This window comes from Pseudomonas mercuritolerans (assembly GCF_025706525.1).
In the GTDB taxonomy this organism is placed as follows: Bacteria; Pseudomonadota; Gammaproteobacteria; order Pseudomonadales; family Pseudomonadaceae; genus Aquipseudomonas; species Aquipseudomonas mercuritolerans.
In genome coordinates, this window is record NZ_JAMSHA010000003.1 from 601104 (window position 1) to 622835 (window position 21732).

General features: G+C 58.9%; 25 protein-coding genes and 4 tRNA genes. 10 read left to right on the forward strand and 19 right to left on the reverse strand.

Annotated elements, in window-relative coordinates; all coding sequences use genetic code 11:
* Positions 1-27 precede the first annotated feature (27 nt).
* From clpX to ND528_RS11230, 7 genes are all read right to left on the reverse strand, one after another.
* The gene (gene clpX, locus ND528_RS11200) at positions 28-1311 is read right to left on the reverse strand and encodes an ATP-dependent Clp protease ATP-binding subunit ClpX (RefSeq protein WP_016775335.1); all 1284 of its coding nucleotides are present in this window, start codon (positions 1309-1311) and stop codon (positions 28-30) included.
* 112 nt (positions 1312-1423) lie between these two features.
* Positions 1424-2059, reverse strand: a complete 636-nt coding sequence (clpP, locus tag ND528_RS11205) for an ATP-dependent Clp endopeptidase proteolytic subunit ClpP (protein ID WP_016775336.1) — start codon at positions 2057-2059, stop codon at positions 1424-1426.
* A gap of 92 nt (positions 2060-2151) precedes the next feature.
* The gene (gene tig, locus ND528_RS11210) at positions 2152-3462 is read right to left on the reverse strand and encodes a trigger factor (protein ID WP_042609166.1); all 1311 of its coding nucleotides are present in this window, start codon (positions 3460-3462) and stop codon (positions 2152-2154) included.
* A 401-nt stretch (positions 3463-3863) separates the two neighbouring features.
* Positions 3864-3939 (reverse strand) — tRNA-His (locus ND528_RS11215).
* A gap of 77 nt (positions 3940-4016) precedes the next feature.
* A tRNA-Leu gene (locus ND528_RS11220) sits at positions 4017-4101 on the reverse strand.
* A gap of 57 nt (positions 4102-4158) precedes the next feature.
* A tRNA-His gene (locus tag ND528_RS11225) sits at positions 4159-4234 on the reverse strand.
* A 32-nt stretch (positions 4235-4266) separates the two neighbouring features.
* Positions 4267-4343 (reverse strand) — tRNA-Arg (locus tag ND528_RS11230).
* A gap of 275 nt (positions 4344-4618) precedes the next feature.
* Between ND528_RS11230 and folD the strand changes: the two genes are divergently transcribed.
* Complete coding sequence (folD, locus tag ND528_RS11235) at positions 4619-5473, forward strand: bifunctional methylenetetrahydrofolate dehydrogenase/methenyltetrahydrofolate cyclohydrolase FolD (protein ID WP_016775338.1); 855 nt, start codon at positions 4619-4621, stop codon at positions 5471-5473.
* A 230-nt stretch (positions 5474-5703) separates the two neighbouring features.
* Complete coding sequence (pbpG, locus tag ND528_RS11240) at positions 5704-6642, forward strand: D-alanyl-D-alanine endopeptidase (protein ID WP_212616707.1); 939 nt, start codon at positions 5704-5706, stop codon at positions 6640-6642.
* 53 nt (positions 6643-6695) lie between these two features.
* On the opposite strand, the gene ND528_RS11245 is transcribed toward pbpG, so the two are convergent.
* The 3 genes from ND528_RS11245 to ND528_RS11255 all read right to left on the reverse strand — a co-directional run bounded on the left by ND528_RS11245 (position 6696) and on the right by ND528_RS11255 (position 7883).
* Entirely contained in the window at positions 6696-6902 is a 207-nt protein-coding gene (locus ND528_RS11245; RefSeq protein ID WP_137214746.1) for a hypothetical protein, read from the reverse strand.
* A 12-nt stretch (positions 6903-6914) separates the two neighbouring features.
* A complete protein-coding gene (locus ND528_RS11250) occupies positions 6915-7121 on the reverse strand; it encodes a DUF6021 family protein (RefSeq protein WP_024013462.1) in 207 nt (68 codons plus the stop codon).
* A gap of 90 nt (positions 7122-7211) precedes the next feature.
* Positions 7212-7883 (reverse strand): cysteine peptidase family C39 domain-containing protein, encoded by a 672-nt coding sequence (locus ND528_RS11255; RefSeq protein ID WP_263470411.1) that lies wholly within the window; start codon positions 7881-7883, stop codon positions 7212-7214.
* Between the two features lie 234 nt (positions 7884-8117).
* On the opposite strand from ND528_RS11255, the gene ND528_RS11260 reads away from it, so the two are divergent.
* On the forward strand, positions 8118-8285 hold the full coding sequence (locus ND528_RS11260; protein WP_178083741.1) for a hypothetical protein: 168 nt from the start codon (positions 8118-8120) through the stop codon (positions 8283-8285).
* Positions 8286-8545: 260 nt separating this feature from the next.
* Here ND528_RS11260 and ND528_RS11265 read toward each other — a convergent pair whose 3' ends face one another.
* Positions 8546-9295, reverse strand: coding sequence for a TerC family protein (locus tag ND528_RS11265; RefSeq protein WP_071172950.1), 750 nt, complete (start codon positions 9293-9295; stop codon positions 8546-8548).
* Between the two features lie 29 nt (positions 9296-9324).
* Complete coding sequence (locus tag ND528_RS11270; protein ID WP_137214744.1) at positions 9325-9567, reverse strand: hypothetical protein; 243 nt, start codon at positions 9565-9567, stop codon at positions 9325-9327.
* A 133-nt stretch (positions 9568-9700) separates the two neighbouring features.
* On the opposite strand from ND528_RS11270, the gene nhaR reads away from it, so the two are divergent.
* Entirely contained in the window at positions 9701-10600 is a 900-nt protein-coding gene (nhaR, locus tag ND528_RS11275; RefSeq protein WP_016775345.1) for a transcriptional activator NhaR, read from the forward strand.
* On the opposite strand, the gene ND528_RS11280 is transcribed toward nhaR, so the two are convergent.
* The gene (locus ND528_RS11280) at positions 10595-11752 is read right to left on the reverse strand and encodes an MFS transporter (RefSeq protein WP_122612098.1); all 1158 of its coding nucleotides are present in this window, start codon (positions 11750-11752) and stop codon (positions 10595-10597) included. The two genes, nhaR and ND528_RS11280, sit on opposite strands and share 6 nt — an antisense overlap.
* A gap of 307 nt (positions 11753-12059) precedes the next feature.
* On the opposite strand from ND528_RS11280, the gene sstT reads away from it, so the two are divergent.
* Entirely contained in the window at positions 12060-13292 is a 1233-nt protein-coding gene (gene sstT, locus ND528_RS11285; protein ID WP_024013468.1) for a serine/threonine transporter SstT, read from the forward strand.
* 158 nt (positions 13293-13450) lie between these two features.
* Here the strand turns inward: sstT and ND528_RS11290 are convergent, their stop codons facing one another.
* Positions 13451-13960 (reverse strand): DUF1993 domain-containing protein, encoded by a 510-nt coding sequence (locus tag ND528_RS11290; protein ID WP_041477165.1) that lies wholly within the window; start codon positions 13958-13960, stop codon positions 13451-13453.
* 125 nt (positions 13961-14085) lie between these two features.
* Here ND528_RS11290 and ND528_RS11295 point away from each other — a divergent pair, with 125 nt between their 5' ends.
* Complete coding sequence (locus tag ND528_RS11295) at positions 14086-14730, forward strand: YceH family protein (RefSeq protein ID WP_263470331.1); 645 nt, start codon at positions 14086-14088, stop codon at positions 14728-14730.
* 132 nt (positions 14731-14862) lie between these two features.
* Here ND528_RS11295 and ND528_RS11300 read toward each other — a convergent pair whose 3' ends face one another.
* Positions 14863-15381 carry a cupin domain-containing protein gene (locus ND528_RS11300; protein WP_263470332.1) on the reverse strand — a complete coding sequence of 173 codons (519 nt, stop codon included), beginning with the start codon at positions 15379-15381 and terminating at the stop codon, positions 14863-14865.
* 201 nt (positions 15382-15582) lie between these two features.
* Entirely contained in the window at positions 15583-16401 is an 819-nt protein-coding gene (locus ND528_RS11305; RefSeq protein WP_137214739.1) for a shikimate 5-dehydrogenase, read from the reverse strand.
* Between the two features lie 243 nt (positions 16402-16644).
* Here ND528_RS11305 and ND528_RS11310 point away from each other — a divergent pair, with 243 nt between their 5' ends.
* From ND528_RS11310 to ND528_RS11320, 3 genes are all read left to right on the forward strand, one after another.
* Entirely contained in the window at positions 16645-17025 is a 381-nt protein-coding gene (locus ND528_RS11310) for a hypothetical protein (protein WP_024013471.1), read from the forward strand.
* Positions 17026-17254: 229 nt separating this feature from the next.
* Positions 17255-17449, forward strand: a complete 195-nt coding sequence (locus ND528_RS11315; protein ID WP_016770691.1) for a hypothetical protein — start codon at positions 17255-17257, stop codon at positions 17447-17449.
* Positions 17450-17552: 103 nt separating this feature from the next.
* A complete protein-coding gene (locus ND528_RS11320) occupies positions 17553-17735 on the forward strand; it encodes a hypothetical protein (RefSeq protein WP_130910467.1) in 183 nt (60 codons plus the stop codon).
* Here the strand turns inward: ND528_RS11320 and ND528_RS11325 are convergent.
* Positions 17732-18793, reverse strand: a complete 1062-nt coding sequence (locus tag ND528_RS11325; RefSeq protein ID WP_263470333.1) for an AI-2E family transporter — start codon at positions 18791-18793, stop codon at positions 17732-17734. The two genes, ND528_RS11320 and ND528_RS11325, sit on opposite strands and share 4 nt — an antisense overlap.
* A 156-nt stretch (positions 18794-18949) precedes the next feature.
* On the opposite strand from ND528_RS11325, the gene trhP reads away from it, so the two are divergent.
* Entirely contained in the window at positions 18950-20278 is a 1329-nt protein-coding gene (trhP, locus tag ND528_RS11330) for a prephenate-dependent tRNA uridine(34) hydroxylase TrhP (RefSeq protein ID WP_263470334.1), read from the forward strand.
* 168 nt (positions 20279-20446) lie between these two features.
* Here the strand turns inward: trhP and ND528_RS11335 are convergent, their stop codons facing one another.
* A complete protein-coding gene (locus ND528_RS11335; RefSeq protein ID WP_071172961.1) occupies positions 20447-20677 on the reverse strand; it encodes a hypothetical protein in 231 nt (76 codons plus the stop codon).
* 91 nt (positions 20678-20768) lie between these two features.
* The gene (locus tag ND528_RS11340) at positions 20769-21482 is read right to left on the reverse strand and encodes a FadR/GntR family transcriptional regulator (RefSeq protein WP_016775357.1); all 714 of its coding nucleotides are present in this window, start codon (positions 21480-21482) and stop codon (positions 20769-20771) included.
* Positions 21483-21732: the final 250 nt, after the last annotated feature.

Sequence of the window (21732 nt, forward strand, 5' to 3'; positions counted from 1 at the left end):
CCTTCCTTGTTGCGGCGCGGTAGACACTTACGCGTCCGGCGCTGCCTTGGCCGTCGGCTCACTGTTTTCGTAAATATACAGTGGCTTGGACTTGCCTTCGATGACGCTTTCATCGATCACGACTTTGCTCACCTCGGACTGCGAGGGGATTTCATACATCGTGTCGAGCAATACACCTTCGAGAATCGAACGCAGGCCACGGGCACCGGTTTTACGTTCCAGGGCACGCTTGGCGACCGATTTAAGCGCGTCGGAGCGGAATTCCAGATCCACGCCTTCCATCTCGAACAGCTTGGCATACTGTTTGGTCAGAGCATTTTTCGGCTCGGTGAGGATTTGCATCAGCGCAGCCTCGTCGAGCTCGTCCAGTGTCGCCAGGACCGGCAGACGACCGACGAATTCCGGGATCAGACCGAACTTGACCAGATCGTCAGGCTCGACTTCGCGTAGGGATTCGCCGACTTTCTTGCCCTCTTCCTTGCTGCGCACTTCGGCGTTGAAGCCGATGCCGCCCTTGGTGGAACGATTCTGAATGACCTTTTCCAGGCCAGAGAACGCGCCGCCGCAGATGAACAGGATGTTACGGGTGTCGACCTGCAGGAATTCCTGCTGCGGATGCTTGCGGCCACCTTGCGGCGGTACCGAAGCGACCGTGCCTTCGATCAACTTGAGCAAGGCCTGCTGCACGCCTTCACCGGAAACATCACGGGTGATCGACGGGTTGTCGGACTTGCGGGAAATCTTGTCGATTTCGTCGATGTAGACAATGCCCATCTGGGCTTTCTCTACGTCGTAATCGCACTTCTGCAGCAGCTTCTGAATGATGTTCTCGACATCTTCACCCACGTAACCTGCCTCGGTGAGGGTAGTTGCGTCAGCGATGGTGAACGGAACGTTCAGCAAGCGGGCCAGTGTTTCGGCCAGCAGGGTTTTACCGGAGCCTGTCGGGCCGATCAGCAGGATGTTGCTCTTGCCGAGTTCGACGTCGTCAGCCTTTTTGTCACGCTGGTTCAGGCGCTTGTAGTGGTTGTACACCGCTACGGCCAAAACCTTTTTCGCACGCTCCTGACCAATGACGTACTGGTCAAGGATGCCGCTGATTTCTTTAGGCGAAGGCAATTTATGCGCGCTGCTTTCGGCCTGTGCTTCCTGCACCTCCTCGCGGATGATGTCATTGCACAGGTCGACGCACTCGTCGCAGATAAAGACCGAGGGGCCGGCAATCAATTTGCGCACTTCATGCTGGCTTTTGCCACAGAAGGAGCAATAGAGCAGCTTGCCGTTGTCCTCGCCGTTGCGGGTGTCAGTCATTCGTTCGATCCAAATCCGATAGGCTTGCAACACAAGATGAAGGCTATTGCGGGCTTTTTCAAGCCCGCCGCTGATCGGACATGCCGATCAGGCCTGTTTTGCGCTGCTTATATTAAGCTGGACGCTGGTTGATCACTTCGTCGATCAGGCCGTATTCCTTCGCAGCTTCGGCACTCATGAAGTTGTCGCGATTGGTATCGCGCTCGATTTCTTCCAGAGTACGGCCGCTGTGCTTGGCCATCAGCATGTTCAGACGCTCGCGGATGAAGAGGATTTCCTTGGCGTGGATTTCGATGTCCGACGCCTGGCCCTGGAAACCGCCCAGTGGCTGGTGAATCATCACGCGCGAGTTCGGCAGGCAGAAACGCTTGCCCGGTGCACCTGCGGTGAGCAGGAATGCGCCCATGCTGCAGGCCTGACCGATGCAGGTGGTCGATACGTTCGGCTTGATGAACTGCATGGTGTCGTAGATCGACATGCCGGCAGTCACCGAACCGCCCGGCGAGTTGATGTACAGATGGATGTCCTTGTCCGGGTTTTCCGCTTCAAGGAACAGCAGTTGCGCACAGATCAGGTTGGCCATGTAGTCCTCTACCGGGCCCACCAGAAAGATCACTCGCTCCTTGAGCAGGCGCGAGTAGATGTCGTAGGCGCGTTCGCCACGAGCGGACTGCTCGACAACCATCGGGACCAGGCCGCCGGCGGCCTGGATATCAGAGTTCTGCTGAATATAAGAATTACGGAACATGCTCTGCAGTCGCTCCCAAATAGTTATGTCTTGAATACGCATAAGCCAGCTCGAGAGCTGGCTTATGGTGTGCACTTCTAACGCAAAATCAATCAGTCGGCTGCTGGAGCTTCTACCGGCTTGACTGCTTCTTCGTAGGAGACCGATTTGTCGGTCACACTAGCTTTCTGCAGAACAGTATCCACAACTTGTTCTTCCAGCACAACCGAACGCACTTCGTTCAGTTGCTGCTCGTTTTTGTAGTACCACGACACGACCTGCTCAGGCTCCTGGTAAGCGGAAGCCATTTCCTGAATCATTTCGCGAACGCGAGCTTCATCAGGCTTCAGATCGAACTGCTTGACCACTTCAGCAACGATCAGACCCAGCACGACGCGGCGCTTGGCTTGCTCTTCGAACAGCTCGGCCGGCAGTTGGTCTGGCTTGATATTGCCGCCGAATTGCTGAACAGCCTGCACGCGCAGACGGTCAACTTCGTTGGACAGCAGAGCCTTTGGCACTTCGATCGGGTTGGTGGCCAGCAGACCATCCATTACCTGATTCTTGACCTTGGATTTGATCGCCTGACGCAGTTCACGCTCCATGTTCTTGCGAACTTCGGTGCGGAAACCGTCGATGCCGCTTTCCTTGATGCCGAATTGAGCGAAGAACTCTTCGTTCAGCTCAGGCAGCTTAGGCTCGGACACAGTGTTGACGGTCACGGTGAACTCGGCGGCTTTGCCAGCCAGGTCCAGGTTCTGATAGTCCTCAGGGAAGGTCAGGTTCAGAACGCGCTCTTCGCCAGCCTTAGCGCCAACCAGGCCTTCTTCGAAGCCCGGGATCATGCGACCGGAACCCAGTACCAGCTGAGTGCCCTTGGCGGAGCCGCCAGCGAACACTTCGCCGTCAACCTTGCCAACGAAATCGATGTTCAGTTGGTCTTCGTTCTGCGCGGCACGGTCGGCCACTTCGAAACGGGTGTTCTGCTTGCGCAGGATGTCGAGCATCTTGTCCAGGTCAGCGTCAGCCACTTCAGCGCTCAGACGCTCAACGGTGATGCCTTCGAAGCCAGCAACGGTGAACTCAGGGAAGACTTCGAATACAGCAACGTATTCCAGATCCTTGCCCGCTTCGAGCGACTTTGGCTCGATCGAAGGCGAACCGGCAGGGTTGAGCTTCTGCTCAACCACAGCTTCGTAGAACGAAGACTGGATCACATCGCCTACAGCTTCCTGACGCGCATCAGCACCGAAACGGCGCTTGATTTCGCTCATTGGCACTTTGCCTGGACGGAAGCCAGCAATTTTGGCCTTTTGGGCAGTCTGCTGCAGACGCTTGTTGACCTGAGTCTCGATGCGCTCTGCCGGCACGGTGACGCTCATGCGGCGCTCGAGAGCAGTAGTATTTTCAACAGAAACTTGCATGGATATTCCTCGTTGCACAGACGTTAGCCGGCCGTTTCCGACCCCAGAATCAAGGGCATGCATTCTAGTGGGTCAAACTCAAGAAGTCACCCTACTGGAAACGGGTAAAAAAACAGCAGGCAATTTATAGGGAGCGCCGCACGAATGCCGTGCACTCCACTGGCGAATACAAGTGCTCAGGTCAGGGCCCTGCATCAACGCTTCTATATATAGAAGAAACAATCAGATCAGCCCTGACAGCCATTCCAGCAAAACCGGAACGACGAGCAGTTCAGCGTCATCCGATCCTTTAAAAGCGATGAAGTGCCCTGCCCTGCGCTTCGAAATCGGCCATGGCCGGATTTCGAAACCGCTAAAACAAAAAAGGCGCCAGACTGTTAAATCTGGCGCCTTTCGAAATATGGGGTGGACGATGGGGATCGAACCCACGACAACGGGAGTCACAATCCCGTGCTCTACCAACTGAGCTACGCCCACCATATTGCGTAACAAAAAAGCCAAACAACTTCTTTGTCGAAACTTCATCAGGCCCGAGGCATTGATGAAGCTTTATTTGGTGCGGATGAAGAGACTCGAACTCTTACGCCTCGCGGCGCTGGAACCTAAATCCAGTGTGTCTACCAATTCCACCACATCCGCGGATGAAGCTTTTAAAGCAAAGGCGCCAGACCGTTAAATCTGGCGCCTTTCGAAATATGGGGTGGACGATGGGGATCGAACCCACGACAACGGGAGTCACAATCCCGTGCTCTACCAACTGAGCTACGCCCACCATATCGCGTTACTTGTGCCAAAGCTGCCTAATGGCGCACCCGGCAGGACTCGAACCTGCGACCATCCGCTTAGAAGGCGGATGCTCTATCCAGCTGAGCTACGGGCGCCTTGTTAATCTGTACTCTTAAAGGACTACAAACTAAGTGCTTTCCAGTGTCGCAGAACCTTGATTCCGCTTCACCTTCTTAACCAGTGCTAGGCTGTGCCCGACAAGTGCGACGAATAGTATAGAGGGCTCCAAAGGTCGTCAAATCCTTTTTGAAAAAAATTCATTTAATTAAAGGAGTTAGCGGAATTTGCTGACCAAGCGCCTTTGCCCTCACCGCTCGACATGCGAGAATGCGTTCTCATTTTTTCCCCTCTCGATGGTTAATCACGCGCAATGACTGCACAACTAATCGACGGCAAATCGATCGCCGCCAGCCTGCGCCAGCAGATCGCCCAACGAGTTGCCGAGCGTCGCCAGCAAGGCCTGCGCACCCCCGGCCTCGCGGTGATCCTGGTCGGCAGCGATCCTGCCTCTCAGGTTTATGTCTCGCACAAGCGTAAAGACTGTGAAGAGGTTGGCTTCCTCTCTCAAGCCTACGACCTGCCCTCCGACACCACTCAGGACGCCCTGACCGATCTGATCGATCGCCTCAACGACGACCCGGCCATCGACGGCGTTCTCCTGCAGTTGCCTCTGCCCGAACACCTCGACGCCTCCAAACTGCTGGAACGCATCCGCCCGGACAAAGACGTCGACGGTTTCCACCCGTACAACGTCGGTCGCCTGGCCCAGCGCATCCCACTGCTGCGCCCCTGCACACCGAAAGGCATCATGACCCTGCTCGAAAGCACTGGTGCAGATCTCTACGGAATGGACGCCGTGGTCGTCGGCGCCTCCAATATCGTCGGTCGCCCGATGGCCATGGAATTGTTGCTGGCCGGCTGCACCGTGACCGTGACCCACCGCTTCACCAAGGATCTGGCCGGCCACGTCGGCCGTGCTGATCTGGTGGTCGTTGCCGCTGGCAAGCCGGGTCTGGTCAAGGGCGAGTGGATCAAGGAAGGCGCGATCGTGATCGACGTCGGCATCAATCGTCAGGACGACGGCAAACTGGTCGGCGACGTCGTCTACGAAACCGCCCTGCCCCGCGCTGGCTGGATCACCCCGGTACCAGGCGGCGTTGGCCCGATGACCCGCGCCTGCCTGCTGGAAAATACCCTCTACGCGGCAGAAACCCTGCACGTCTGAGCGGTTTTTTCGGCAAGAGAAGAACCCCGCCCCGCGCGGGGTTTTTCATGTCTGAGAAAAAACTTCAACCGTTCGCCGGAAACCGCTCTTTTTACAGGCCTTTTCACGAGATTTTCAGGTCTTTCAAACAACCATCGACAGTTCTTCAGCCATACTCCTAAAATGCGCCGGTTTAAAGAAATAACCCGTTACAAACTAACGGTATATCCAACCTTTTAGAGTTCGCCCGCGTGAAAATTCGTCTCTCGATTCTGAGCCTGTTTTTTGCTGTTACAGGCACATTCATCACGCCAACGATCAACGCTGCGGAAACCACTGCGGCCCCACGGGACGCTTCGAGCTTGAAGATCGCGTCCGGCAGCGCCCTGCTCATGGATATGCAGACCAATAAAGTCATTTATTCCAGCAACCCTGACGTGATCGTGCCGATCGCCTCCGTCAGCAAGCTGATGACTGGCCTGGTAGTGGTAGAAGCTCGACAGAACATGGACGAATGGATCGATGTCGACATCAGGAACACTCCGGAAATGAAGGGCGTGTTCTCCCGGGTCAAACTCAAGAGTGAGCTGCCACGCCGCGAGATGCTGCTGATCGCCTTGATGTCCTCGGAAAACCGCGCTGCCGCCAGCCTCGCCCATCACTATCCGGGCGGCTACGCTGCTTTTATCGCGGCAATGAACGCCAAGGCCAAGGCGCTGGGCATGACCAGCACGCACTTTGTCGAGCCGACCGGCTTGTCGGAGCGCAACGTTTCCACCGCCCGCGACCTGAGCAAACTGCTGGTGGCTGCGCACAAGCAACCGCTTCTGGTGCAACTGACCACCACCAAGGAAAAAACCGTGGCGTTCCGCAAGCCTAACTACACCCTGGGCTTCCGCAATACCGACCACTTGGTCAATAAGGCCGATTGGGACATCAAGATCACCAAGACCGGCTTCACCAACCCGGCCGGCCATTGCCTGGTGCTGGTGACGAAGATGGGCAACCGTCCGGTCGCCTTGGTGATTCTCGATGCGTTTGGCAAATACACGCATTTTGCCGATGCCAGCCGTATCCGCAGCTGGGTGGAAACCGGGCGCAGCGCCAGTGTTCCTGCGGTGGCACAGCAGTACAAAGCCGACAAAAACCTCAAGAGCCGTCAGAGCGGCGTAGTCGAGGCGGCCAAGTAAATCCAGCGTTGATGAAAAAGCCCCGAATCTTCGGGGCTTTTTTCGTCTGCGCATCAGTCGTTGGGCAGCGGCATCTTGTCGTCATCGGGGATGCCATCGCCAGAGCTCGGCTCTGGCGAAACGTCCGGAGTCAGCACATTTGGCCGCGCCAGCGGGTCGCGCATCGGGCTGTCTGGATCCAGCACAGGATCAACTTCTGGCTCCGAAGTGGTCGGTACGCTGTCAGGTTTGTGGTCATCGAAGCTTGAATCGGTACTCATATGCACCTCACATCAAGGTTTCAGATCGGCTAACGGATCATAGGGCTTGGCCGGTTTCTTCGGATCTTCACCGGGCTCGACATCCAGCGGCGCCTTCGCCGGCCCGACCGGATCGACTTGCGGATCGTCAAGGTCCGGCGAATCCGGATCGAATCCCAGATCGTCACCGGAGGAATGTTCGGACGAGTGCGGGCCTTTCGGGTTTGGGGAATCTGCCATGTTGCCTCCTTGATTCACCCGCGAAGCACGGGCATTAATCTTCAGAGGCTGGCCGGGCGCAGTCGTGCCCGGCAGATGACGAACGGAGGCTTATTGCGCCGCCAAAGCCTTTCTAGCCTGCGCCGCAGCGTTTTCCTCACCGGCCTGCGCCAGTTCATCGGCGGCTTTCAGCCAACGGGAGCGGTCGACGGCTGCCGGGATCTGCGCCGGTTTCTGAATCAGGATTGCCCAGCCACCGGCCTTTTCGAGCGCTGCTTGAAAGCTGCCGAAATCCATCAACTGCCGACGGTTCATGCCGGCGCGCAGCAGGACCTTCTGTTTATTGCGATCGTAGCCGGACAGGATCGCGTAACGCGGCTCGGCCCAGAATGCCGAACCTTCGCTGAAACGCACCATGACCGGGTAGCCCGCTGCGACCTGGGTCAGCAAGGCCGGCAGCTTGCTGTCGAGCGGATAAACCACCAGACCGTATTCGCGGGCGAGGTTCTGCATGTTCTGCTGCAGCTTGTCCTCGGCACCCGGCAAGTGCAGCGGCTTTTCGAGAAGGCCCGGGGTGATGACGATGCCTTGTTGCGACAGCAGACTGGCCAGCACCTGTGGCCCACTCTGGTTGGCTTCGCCACGATAGAAGGTGCCACTGAGCTCAACCCGCTCCGGCAAGCGTTTGACTTCTGGCGCTACGTTGCCCGCACATCCGCTCAGCAACACCACGCAAACGCTGGCAAGCAACGCTCCACGCACTCGAGAAAATACCTGCACCATCGTCACTCTCTTCCAGACGCCGGTCATCGTGTTCCGGCAACGCCAGCGATCATAGAGCCGCACCCGCCCGCGGTATAGCCTTAAACCGCAGACTCTGCGATTGCATAGAGCAAACTGATTGGTGGCTAACGACCTTTGGTCAATAGCTTGAAACACCCCATTGACTAGACTGTCACTCAAATAGAGCGAATTGCGAAAAGCGGGCGCCCGATGCAGGGCGAAGAGGAGGCATCAATGAGCCTGACCATGACCATCGTGATGTTGATAGCCGGCTGGCTGGCCGTGGCGACTGCCATGTTGTGGGGCGTGCTGCGGATTTCGCGGCGCCATCATCATCCGGTGCAGACGATGCCGGATGAGAAGACAGAGAAACATCCAGTGCGACACGTTACTGCGCATTGAAGATTAAAAGCGCCCTCACCCTAGCCCTCTCCCGGAGGGAGAGGGAACTGACCGGGGTTGTTCTTTTGAGTTACGCCGACTTGAAATATCCAGCCGAACTCAGCATTTGAAAAGCCCAAAAATCGTCTCCCTCTCCCTCGGGAGAGGGCTGGGCGGGCGGCGTTCCGATGAGGGGCTGGTTCTCAAACACACCGCCAATATCAAAGCGAAAAAAACCGCCTGAGCTCAACCAGCCCAGGCGGTTTTTGTGTTCTCAGCAATTACGCCTGCTGAGCAACCTTCTTCTGCTTCGCCCGGCGCGACATCATGTTCAACACCTCGATACCGGCCGAGAAAGCCATGGCCGCGTACACATAACCTTTCGGTACGTGAGCGCCGAAGCCTTCGGCGATCAGCGTCATGCCGATCATGATCAGGAAGCCCAGCGCCAGCATGACCACCGTCGGGTTATCGTTGATGAACTTGGCCAGCGGGTCAGCCGCGAGCAGCATCACCAGCACCGACACCACCACCGCGATGATCATGATCGGCAAGTGTTCGGTCATGCCGACAGCGGTAATGATGCTGTCGATCGAGAACACCATGTCGAGCATCAGGATCTGACCGATAGCTGCGGCAAAACCAAGCGTTACGGTCGAAGTCGCTGTTTTCGGGTCTTCCGGCGACGGGTCCATGCTGTGATGGATCTCGGTCGTGGCTTTCCACACCAGGAACAGGCCACCGGCGATCAGGATCATGTCCTTCCAGGAGAACGCCTGGCCGAGGATTTCGATCACAGGCTCGGTCAACTGCACGATGAACGCGATGGTGCTCAGCAGTGCCAGACGCAGAATCAGGGCCATGCCGATACCGATACGGCGCGCCTTCTGCCGATGCTGTTCGGGCAACTTGTTGGTCAGGATCGAGATAAAGATCAGGTTATCGATGCCGAGCACGATTTCCATTACCACCAGTGTGGCCAAAGCAACCCAAGCGGTGGGGCTGGCGGCGAGTTCTAACAGATATTCCATGGGTCAGTCCTGACTCTGTGTAAGACGGTTTAGATGGTCTTGGAGGAAGATTCGGATTCTTCCGCTGATTTTTCCGGGGTTTCTTTTTTCTCGATCAAACCACCGGTGGCATCACTGAGCGCTTGCTCAGCGGCTTTATGGGTGTCGTCAATCGCTTGTTTGGCGGTTTCAGCCGCCGCGCCCATCAGTTGTTGGGCGCTTTTTTCCGCCTGATCACAACCGGCCAGAACCAGTAAAGACGCAAACATCACTGCGGGAAATGTGTATTTCATAAGGTTTCCTTCGAATGAACAGACTGGCGCACACACCGGCCGTCGATGGCTGGGCATTCTAGGGAGATGAACACTTCAGGAAAATTCGTATTTTTAGCGGCTATACTTCGGTTTTCACGAAGTGGCGACCGATATGCTTAATTACCGACAACTGCATTACTTCTGGGTTGTGGCCAAAACCGGCAGCATCGTCCGCGCCTGCGAGCAACTGAACCTAACGCCACAGACCATCAGCGGACAGATCTCACTGCTTGAACAAACCTATGGCGTGGAATTGTTTCGCCGGGTTGGCCGCCAGTTGGAACTCACCGAAGCCGGGCGCCAGGCCCTGCCCTACGCCGAGCAGATGTTTCAGTTGGGCGGCGAGCTGGAGCTGATGCTGCGTGCGCAGCCCAACGAGCAGCAGATCCTCTTTCGCGTCGGCGTGGCCGACGTGGTGCCCAAATCGATTGTTTATCGCCTGATCGCGCCGACCATGGAATTGAGCGAGCCGCTGCGCATCACCTGCCGCGAAGACAAGCTCGAGCGCCTGCTCGCCGATCTGGCCATTCAGCGTCTGGATCTGGTGATTTCCGACAGTCCGATGCCTTCGCATCTGGACATCAAAGGCTACAGCCAGAAGCTCGGTGAATGCGGGATCAGTTTTTTCGCCACCGCCGAACTCGCCGCGCAGTATGGCCAGGATTTCCCGCGCAGCCTGCACGGCGCACCGCTGCTGATTCCCGGCGCGGAAACCGTGGTGCGCAGCCGTTTGCAGCGCTGGTTCGCCGAACAGCAGATCCAGCCGCAGATCGTCGGCGAGTTCGATGACAGTGCTTTGATGCAGGCCTTCGGCCAATCCGGCAGCGGGATCTTTATCGGTCCGAGCGTAATTGCCGAGGAAGTGAAGCGCCAGTACGGCGTCGAGTTGATCGGCCAGACCGACGCCGTGAGCGAGTCGTTCTATGCCATTTCCGTTGAGCGCAAGGTCAAGCACCCTGGCATCGTAGCGATTACCGAGGGTGCCCGACGCGAGCTGTTTACCGGGTTATGAAGCGCAGACTTCACGCGGCTTCAGCGTCATCAGCACCATGGCGAGGAACACCGAAAGCAAAATGAAGCCGGCAGCGGCAAAGCCGAGAAAGCCCAGCCCGGCAGTGTCGATCACCCGGCCGCCAACCATCGCGCCCAGACCAATGCCGAGATTGGCCCCGGCGATGTTCAGCGACGCGGCGAAGGCCGGCGCTTCCGGCGCGGCTTTCATCAGGCGCACATGGCTGACCAGGAACAGCGCCGCCTGAGTCACGCCCCAGATGCCCATCGCCACCGCCAGACCCACTGGCGAATGAATGTTCGGCACCAGCGAAACCATGCCGGCGATCATGAACGCACAGAACAACACCGACGCCCCCAGCGGATGCCGATCCACCGCTCGCCCACCGAGCGAGTTGCCGATCAGCCCGACGGCGCCAAACGCCATCAGGCACCAACCGACCACGGTGCCGTTGAAACCGGCAAGTCGTTCGAGGATGTCAGCAAGGTAGGTGTAAGCGGTGAACATGCCGCTGAACACCAGGATCGACAACAAGATATGGCCGAGCATCAGCGGGCTGCGCAGGATCTTGAACTGCGAACGGAAGCTGACCTGATGCTGGTGCAGACTGGTTTTCGGCAGGTAGACAAACAGCAGCAAGGCTTTGGCAAACGCGATCAGCGCCAGAATGCCGAATGCGCTGCGCCAGCCGAACGCGTCGGAAATCAGCGTGCCGACCGGAATGCCGAACACCGTGGCGCAGACGATACCGAAGCCGATCTTGGCGATGGCGCGGCCGGCGAAATCCGGGCCGACGATGTCGACGGCGGTTTCACTGGCCAATGCCCAGAACACCGGCAAACCCAACGCCGGAATCAGACGCGCGATGGCCATCACCCAGATATTCGGCGCCAACGCTGCAACGGTATTGGCCAGACCGAACATGATCAGAATGCTGATGAACAGTTTGCGCCGTTCAAAACGGGCGAAATAAGCGGTCAGGAATGGGCCGAACAGCGCCACGGTAAAGGCGAACAAGGTCACCAGCAGCCCGGCTTGCGGGATGCTGACTTCGAGGTCGCGGGCGATCGCCGGCAGCAGGCCGACAATGACGAATTCCGTGGTCAGCACCGTGAATCCGGCGGCGGACAACAGAAGAATAGGCAACAGCATGCGCAACTCCAGCAAAACGACGACACCAGCGATGACCCGGAGGCCCGCTGGCAGAACTTGAAAATGAGGATGGCGAAGCTTAACAGACTGCGTCCGCACTGAGTTGCCCAAAACTGCCGATCTGCCGGGCCGATCCGGTGGCAGATCGTCACAGGCCTGAAGGTTCACGCCTACGCTGTGATAAAGTCCGCGCCCTGAAAATCGTACAGCTGTTCAACGTGCCGTTTGGCGGCGTTGATGTCACTTCGACAGGCGTTTCGTGACTGCCCACGACGCTTCGCACCCTATAAAAAACAGAGATGCCGCTATGACCGCTTCATCCCCTTCGTTACTGCAACGCCTGAAACGCTTGAGTCTGGTCAGCCAGATCGTCATTGGTCTGATCGCCGGTATTGCCCTGGCCCTGATTGCACCGGAGCTGGCGAAGTCCACCGCGTTCATCGGCAAGGTGTTTGTCTCGGCGTTGAAAGCCGTGGCGCCGATTCTGGTGTTCGTGCTGGTGATGGCCTCGATCGCCAACCACAAGCACGGCCAGGAAACCCACATCCGGCCGATCCTGTTCCTGTACCTGCTGGGTACATTCAGCGCTGCGGTGGTGGCCGTGGTCGCCAGCATGGCGTTCCCGTCGAATCTGGTGTTGTCCACCGAAAACGTTGCCGTGACTGCGCCCGGCGGCATCGGCGAAGTGCTGCAAAGCCTGTTGCTGAGCGTCGTCGATAACCCGGTCAGCGCGCTGATGAATGCCAATTTCATCGGCATTCTGGCCTGGGCGATCGGCATGGGCATTGCCATCCGCCACGCTGGCGACACCACTCGCGAAGTGCTCGGTGACTTGTCCAACGGCGTCACAGTTATCGTCCGCGTGGTCATTCGCTTCGCGCCGCTGGGCATCTTCGGCCTGGTCGCGTCGACACTGGCCACCTCCGGTTTTGGCGCGCTGCTCGGCTACGCGCACCTGCTGGCGGTGCTGCTGGGCTGCATGCTGTTCGTCGCGCTGGTGATGAACCCGCTGATCGTGTTCTGGAAGCTGCGCCGCAATCCGTACCCGTTGACCCTGATGTGCCTGCGCGAAAGCGGCATCACCGCGTTCTTCACCCGCAGCTCGGCGGCGAACATTCCGGTCAATCTGGAATTGAGCAAGCGCCTGGGCCTGCACGAAGACACCTACTCGGTATCGATCCCGCTGGGCGCGACGATCAACATGGCCGGTGCGGCGATCACCATTACCGTGCTGACCCTGGCGGCGGTGCACACCTTGGGCATCGCTGTGGACATTCCGACCGCGATCCTGCTCAGCGTCGTCGCCGCGATTTGCGCCTGTGGCGCTTCGGGTGTGGCCGGTGGTTCGCTGCTGCTGATTCCGCTGGCGTGCAGCCTGTTCGGCATCCCGAGCGAGATCGCCATGCAGGTCGTGGCAGTGGGCTTCATTATTGGCGTGCTGCAGGATTCGGCGGAGACCGCGCTGAACTCGTCGACTGACGTACTGTTTACCGCGGCGGCTTGCCTGGGCGAAGAAGAGAAGGCTCAGCGTACGGCGTAACCGCCTTACCTTGTGGGAGCGAGCCTGCTCGCGAAAGGGGCGAGACATTCAGCATTAATAGCGCCTGATACGCCGCATTCGCGAGCAGGCTCGCTCCCACAGGAAAACAAAAGCCCGCCAAGGCGCGAACCTTGGCGGGCTTTTTCGTATCCGGGGGTTTAGAACGCGCCCATGTAATCGCGCTTGCCCACTTCAACGCCGTTATGACGCAGCAACGCATAGGTGGTGGTGACGTGGAAGAAGAACTGCGGCAAGCCGTAAGTCAGCAGATACGCCTGACCACTGAAGCGCTTCTCTTTCGGCGTGCCCGGACGGGTGACGATTTCGATGCCTTCCTTGCCATCGATCTGCTCTGGCTTGATCTCGCCAATGAACGCCAGGACCTTGGTGATCAGCGCTTGCAGTTCGGCGAAGGTGGTTTCAGTGTCGTCGTACTTCGGCAGTTCGACTTCAGCCAGACGCGCCGACACGCCTTTGGCGAAATCCACGGCGATCTGCACCTGACGCACCAGCGGGAACATGTCCGGGTACAGACGCGCTTGCAGGAAGACGCTCTGGTCGATGTTTTTCGCGCTGGCGTGGGCTTCGGCCTTTTTCAGCACATCGCTCAGGGCGTTGAGCATTTGTTGAAAAACCGGGACGGATGCGGCGTACAGTGAAATGGTCATGGCAATCTCATGTGATGGCTGGGTAATACGTGGTGGCGATTATAGCCATGCTTGATGAGCACACGGCTTGCCTTTTGTTTGGCAAGGACTAGGCTAGGCGGCTTCGACTGCAGAGGGAACGCGCGATGAGCAACGAACAAGAATCCACCTCCGACCAGCCACGGCTCAATGCCACGGAAATCCGCATTCTCGGTGCGCTGATCGAAAAACAGGCCACCAGCCCGGAAACCTATCCGCTGACCCTCAACGCGCTGGTGCTGGCCTGCAATCAGAAAACCAGTCGCGAACCGGTGATGAACCTCAATCAGGGCCAGGTCGGGCAGAGCCTGCGCGCTCTGGAGGGTCGTGGGTTTACCCGGCTGGTCATGGGCAGCCGTGCCGACCGCTGGGAGCACAAGGTCGACAAGGCGCTGGAACTGGTGCCGGCGCAGGTGATTCTGACGGGTCTGATGTTTCTGCGCGGTCCGCAGACCGTCAACGAACTGCTGACCCGCAGCGGGCGCATGCACGAATTCGAAGACGCCGAGCAGGTCGTGCATCAGCTCGAACGCCTGATCGCACGCGGTCTGGCGGTATTGATTCCGCGTCAGGCCGGGCAGCGTGAGGATCGTTATACCCATGCCTTGGGCGATCCGGCGGATATCGAAGCGATCCTGGCGGCGCGGCAGAATCCCGGGGAGCGCTCGAGCAGTGGCGTTTCCCTGGAGCATATCGAAGAACTCGAGGCCCGCATCGCGGCACTGGAAGAACGCCTGGCCCGCCTCGAATAACCACCGCAAAGCCATTGTGGGAGCGAGCCTGCTCGCGAAAGCGTAGTGTCAGTCACCACGACCTCGAATGACCTACCGCCTTCGCGAGCAGGCTCGCTCCCCCAGGGTCTGCGCGATATTCAGCTGCCCGCTTCATTCCCCATCCCAATAATCCACCCCATCCACCTGCCGCGCGACAGCGACAAAGCCCGAGGCGTTGCCCTCGGCATCCACCGCGAAATTATCCATCACCGCATACTTGTTCGAATCCGGATACTCGCAGATCTCTGGCTGCTGCTGAGTGCTGATCGCCAGATAACGCAGCTCATCCGCACTGGTATTGATGATCTGGTGAGCCTTTTCCGGTCCGCCCGGTGGGCAGGCAATCACATCACCGGCGCGGATCGGAAAACGCTCGCCTCCCAACCGCACCTCGCCCTCCCCGGCCACCACGTAGAACATCTCCTCATTGACGCGATGGCTGTGGAACGGACTGCCGCGCATGCCCGCTGGCAGTGCATACAGGCGATAACCGAGCTTCTGCGCACCGAGTTGCTGGCCGATCCGCGCGAAACGCTGCTGATAACGCCCGGCGGTTTCGCCTTCAGGGGCCAGGGCTTCGGGAAGGGGTTCGAGTTCGACCTCGTTGAGGTTGAGGATGGGCGGATGCATGGGCGGCCTCGGTTATGGTTTTTGTGGTGGGCACGTCTGTGCGTGCTGGCGAGGATTATAGATAGTGATCCAGAACCGCAGCGCCGCCTTCGCGAGCAGGCTCGCTCCCACATTCAATCGCATTCCAACTGGAGGAACACGCTCAACCTGTGGGAGCGAGCCTGCTCGCGAAGCGGCCAGACCCGCCACCACAAAACTCAATCAGCTACGCGCAAAATCCACCGCCGCCGCAAACTGCGCCTCATTCGGCCGCACCCCGGTGTACAGCACGAACTGCTCCAGCGCCTGAATCGCAATCACCTCAAGCCCGGTGATTACCCGCTTGCCCTCGGCTCGTGCACGCACAATCAGTGGGGTTTCCGAAGGGATTGCCACCACGTCGAATACAGTCTCAGCCGCTTTGATCACTTCAGGCTCAAACGCGAGTTGCCCCGCCTCCGGCCCGCCGTCCATGCCTACCGGGGTGACATTGATCAGCATCTGCGGGCGCTCGCTGCCAAGCTCGGCCTGCCAGCGATAACCCAGCGAATCCGCCAGGGCGCGGCCGGCGCGCTCGTTACGGGCGACAATCAAACCGTTCTTGTAGCCACCATCGCGCAGGGCGCTGGCCACCGCTTTGGCCATGCCGCCGCTGCCGCGCAGGGCGAAGGTTGAATGTTTCGGCACCGCGTGGCTCTCCAGCAACTGCGCGACAGCGATGTAGTCGGTGTTGTAGGCCTTGAGATGGCCGCCAGTGTTGACGATGGTGTTGATCGACTGGATCGCCGCTGCCGAGGCATCCAGTTCATCGACCAGCGCAATGCAGGCCTCCTTGAACGGCATCGACACGCCGCAGCCACGAATGCCCAGTGCCCGAATGCCGCCGACCGCGCCGGTCAGGTCCTGGCTGCTGAACGCTTTGTAGTAGAAGTTCAGGCCCAGCTGTTCATACAAATGGTTGTGAAAACGCAGACCGAAATTCCCCGGCCGCCCGGACAGGGACATGCACAGTTGGGTGTCTTTGTTCGGGTTCATCTGCATGAAACTTCTCCTTCAAACGCACTTTCGGATGGACGGGATTGGCCAGCCCACCGGGTTCTGAATCATCATTGAGGCTTGTTTGTGGCGCCGCGCAGCCGGGTAAAGAAGCCGGTACAGACCTTACACAAAATTTACCCAGCGGCTGTGCTGAATTTCTCAAATTTGCTGTCTTAGCTGTATCCCCGCGACAACTGTGGGCCTGATTCAGGCCGCGGCGCCGGGTCGAAGAACCGAGGACTTATCATGATTCGTAAACTTCCCATCATGGCTTTGTTGATTGGCGCACTTGCCGTCACCGGCCAGGCTGAAGCGGGTGGTGGCCATGGCTGGCAGGGCCCTGCAGTGTTTGGCGCGATCGTCGGCTCGGCCATCATCGGCTCGGCACTGATCAACCAGGATCGACCGGTGTATGTGCAGCAACAACCGGTTTATGTTCAGCCGCAACCGGTCTACGTGCAGCAACCGCCGCCACCGGTCTACTACCAACCGGCGCCGGTGTATGTGCAACAACCGGTCTACGTGCAGCCGGCCCCCGTCTACTATGGCCCGCCTCGTGGTTATTACGGTCGTCCCCACGGCTACTACGGCGGCCCGCATGGCTACTACGGCGGTCCACGCTGGTAAGCGCAACACAGAGCCCTGCTTTCGAGCGGGGCTTTTTTATGACCGCTGGTCGGCCAACGTCTGAAAAAATCTCGCCAAGGTCGCTGTGAGGACAGTTCGAGCAGCTAAAGTCGGCATGATGGAATCGACCGTCGGGCTTTTTTCATCAAACGGTCACCGCTTTGTCATGACGGAACCGCAATCTGAATCCGTCCGTAAACAACAGATCGATAACAACAAGGACGACTGTATGCCCACACAAAACCCGCACCGCATCGTCGGTCTGTGCACCTCGAGCAAGGTGTACAGCGCGCTCACCGAACTCAAGCATCTGGAAGGCCATCGCTGCGCCAAGCTGCTTTCCCTGCTCGCCGAAAACCTCGTGCACAAGGGCCTGCTCAATGAACGCGAAGTCATGCACATGCTCGATCAAGTGGTCGAATGACGGCAGACCTCACTGGCATCAATGACCACTATCGAAAGCGTTGATTTTCCGCAGCGCCAACGAGCCCCTAAGGTAGCCCCATCAGTTTGATGGAGGTTTCCCCATGGCACAGGTTCAAATCATGTCGGTGATCGGCAGCGCAGTTCCCGCTTCACTCCGCGCCTCGGGCTTGCTCGCCTGCTGGTATCTGGTGCGCGATGGCGAGCCGATCAGCGGCCCGCTCACTTCGTTGCCGGCAGCGCAGGCTTTGTCGCAACAGGTCGCCAGCGCCTCGTTCCGTGCTTAAGGCAGTTGCACCTTGGGCTTGGTCTCGACGAACAGCGCCCAGCTCGACAGGAACAACGCGGCAATCAGCGGCCCGATCACAAAGCCGTTGAGGCCAAAGACTGCGAGGCCGCCAAGGGTCGAGACCAGGATCAGGTAATCGGGCATTTTCGTGTCCTTGCCCACCAGAATCGGGCGCAGCACGTTGTCGACCAGGCCGATCACGAATACGCCGAACAAGCCCAGCACCACGCCCTGCCAGATCATGCCGCTAAGCAGGAAGTACGCCGCCACCGGCGCCCAGACAATCCCCGCGCCGACTGCTGGCAACAGCGACAGAAACGCCATCAGCACCGCCCAGAGCAATGCGCTGGGAATATCGAGAAACCAGAAAATCAGCCCGCCCAGCGCGCCTTGGGTCACGGCCACGACCACGTTGCCCTTGACCGTGGCGCGCACCACGCGGTTGAACTTCAGTTGCAGGCGACGCTTGTGGTTTTCTTCCAGCGGCACGGCAGTGCGCATCTTGCGCGCCAGCTCGGGGCCGTCACGCAGGAAGAAAAACAGCAGGTAAAGCATGATGAAAAAGCTCACCACGAATTCGAACGTGCCCTGGCCGAAGCTGAACGCCTGAGTCGCCAGCACCTGGCTGCCCTGCATCGCCGCTTTGACGATCTTCTCGCGCAGGCTGTCAAGTTCGCCCACACCGAAACGATCGAGCAGGTTCTGGAAATACGGCGGCAGGCTGTGTTTGAACTGCGCCAGATACGCGGCGATATCCAGTTCACCGCTTTCGATGTTCTTGTAGACCGTCGCCCCTTCCTGCACCAGCAGGATGCTGACGATGATCACCGGCAGAATCGCGATCACCAGACACAGGCTCAGGGTGCACAGCGACGTTACGTTGCGTGGCCAGCCGAATTTCTGTTGCACCCTGCGCTGCACCGGCGCAAACAGAATGCCGAGGATGACAGCCCAGAACACCGCGGCGTAGAACGGCAGCAGGATCCAGATGAAGGCCACCGTGACCAGCACCAGCAGCACTGTCAGGGATTTGAATTGCAGACTCTTTTCGTTCATATCCGGTCCATGTCAGTCAGGCGTCACGCACGCCCGCCCCACTTAGTCAGCCGCCGAGCGCGCGAGTGCCATGTTTATTCATGGAGCATAGATGCAGATCAATAAACCCTCGCGACAGCTGCCCTACCCTGCGTGGCTTTTGCGACCGACACCCAAATGCCAACTCTCATCGCCCCCGAGCTTCTCGCCCCCGCCGGCACCCTGAAAAACATGCGCTACGCCTTCGCCTACGGCGCCGATGCGGTCTACGCCGGCCAGCCGCGCTACAGCCTGCGGGTGCGCAACAACGAGTTCGACCACGCCAACCTGGCGCTGGGCATTCGAGAGGCGCAGGCGCAGGGCAAGCGCTTCTACGTGGTGGTCAACATCGCCCCGCACAACGCCAAGCTGAAGACGTTTCTCAAGGATCTGGCGCCGGTGATCGAGATGGCCCCGGATGCGCTGATCATGTCCGATCCGGGCCTGATCATGCTGGTGCGCCGACATTTTCCGCAGATGCCGATTCACCTGTCGGTGCAGGCCAACACGGTGAACTGGGCGAGCGTCGAGTTCTGGCAGCAACAGGGGCTGAGCCGGATCATTCTGTCGCGCGAACTGTCGCTGGAAGAGATCGGCGAAATCCGCGAGCAGGTGCCGGGCATGGAGCTGGAAGTGTTCGTGCACGGCGCGCTATGCATGGCCTATTCCGGGCGCTGCCTGCTTTCCGGTTACATGAACAAGCGCGATGCCAATCAGGGCACCTGCACCAACGCCTGCCGCTGGAAGTACACGGCGCAACAAGCCACGGAAAACCAGCTCGGCGAGATCGTCCAGACCTTTCAACCCGAGCCGACCCTGGGCCTCGGCGCTCCGACCGATCAGGTCTTCCTGTTGCAGGAAGCCAACCGCCCCGATGAATTGATGCCGGCTTTCGAGGACGAGCACGGCACCTACATCATGAACGCCAAGGATCTGCGCGCGGTGCAGCATGTCGAGCGGCTGACGCGTATGGGCGTGCATTCATTGAAAATCGAAGGCAGGACCAAATCGCATTTCTACTGCGCGCGCACCACCCAGGTATATCGCCGGGCGATCGATGATGCCGTGGCCGGGCGCGAGTTTGATCGCAGCCTGATGCTGGATCTCGAGTCGCTGGCCCAGCGCGGCTACACCGAAGGTTTTCTGCGCCGGCATGTGCATGACGAATATCAGAACTATCAGCACGGCAGTTCGGTGTCGGAGCGGCAGCAGTTCGTTGGCGAACTGACCGGCGAGCGCCGGGATCGCCTGGCCGAGGTGAAAGTGAAGAATCGTTTTACCGTGGGCGATCATCTGGAACTGATGACGCCCAAGGGCAATTTCCATTTTGATCTGCATGAATTGCAGAGTGTCAGCGGCCAAGCGATCGAAGTGGCGCCTGGGGATGGGCATACGGTGTACGTGCCGATACCGGACGCAGTGGATTTGCGCTTTGGGTTGTTGATGCGGGATTTGCGTGTTGGTTGACTGGCGATTTTGTCTGGCACTCGCAGCATGGCCGTGATTTGCTGGCGAAGCCGATGCCGTCTTCGCGAGCAGGCTCGCTCCCACAGTGGATCTGTGTCGTACATACATCCATTGTGGGAGCGAGCCTGCTCGCGAAGAGGCCGGCCCACTCAATGAATAATCCAGACCTCAGCGCATATCATCCGACAATGGTGTCGGCTCATCCGCCGGCGGTACATCCTCGTCATCCGGCGGATCCTTCCAGTCATCCGGGCGGTCGGCATCGCTCAGCGGATCGCGCCCCGGGTCCATGCCCGGCGGTGCATCGTGATCGCTCAGGGTCGGCTCGTCGGTGCCGGATACGGGGCGGGTCTGGTCGGTGGGCGCCATGCCACCGGGAACAAGCGAGTCATCAGCCATGCTGCACCTCACAATACTGGCCCGGATTATCCGGGGCGTATTGTTTGGAAGCGCGGCCGTCGGCGGTGTGCGATACGTCAGACCAGCGGCATCAGCCTTGGGCGATAAAGCGATCGCGACTGTTGGTCAAGTGCAGCCACATCGCAGCGCGGGCGGCATCGGCGTCCTGGCGCTTGATCGCATTCAGGATCGCCTCGTGTTCCAGATTGGCCAAGTGGCCGAGCTTGCTCAGATCCGCCGCGCCGCGCTCGGCAGCATTCAGGCGATTGCGCGGGATCATCGCACTGCCCAGGTGCTGCATGATTTCGCTGAAGCAAGCGTTACCGGTGGCCTCGGCGATCAGCAGATGAAAACGCCGATCGGCCTCCACGCAGCTGTCGTTGTTCGCCAGCAGCCGTTGATAGTCATCCAGCGCCTGACGCATCTGCTGCACCTGCTGCTCACTGCGCCGCTGCGCCGCCAGCGCCGCCGCTTGCGTCTCCAGGCCCATGCGCAATTCGAGAATGCTGCGCACACCGAGCGCCGTGTCGACATTCAGACGCAGGCCCTGCTCCGCTGCGCGCTCGATCACGAAAGTGCCGATGCCGTGACGCGTCTCGACCAGCCCCGAGGCCTGCAACTTGGAGATCGCCTCGCGCACCACCGTACGGCTGACCCCGTGCTCCTGCACGATGGAGTTCTCCGAAGGCAGCTTGTCACCGGGCGACAGTTGCCCGAGCAGGATGCTCTGGGTGAGCTTTTCCACCAGGTCATGAGCGAGGTTGTGCGTGCGTTTGCGCGCGGGCGCGTCGAGGTCTTCTTGCATGATCGGTTCCGGTGATCGGGGCTTGCCGATCGTAGCACTGCGGGATGACGGTTGAGATGGATTTTAGCGGTCGACGGGCCATCAACTTGTATGACAACACTCAATTACGTCGAATATTTTTCATAGCCAGCCACTACGCATCACCATTCACATCTCAAAGAGGCGCTGCGCTCGACTGGCGAAATGTTCAATGAACAGGAGCTAAAATACGGTTTTCGCATAAAGAACAGAACAATAAGAAGAATTTAAT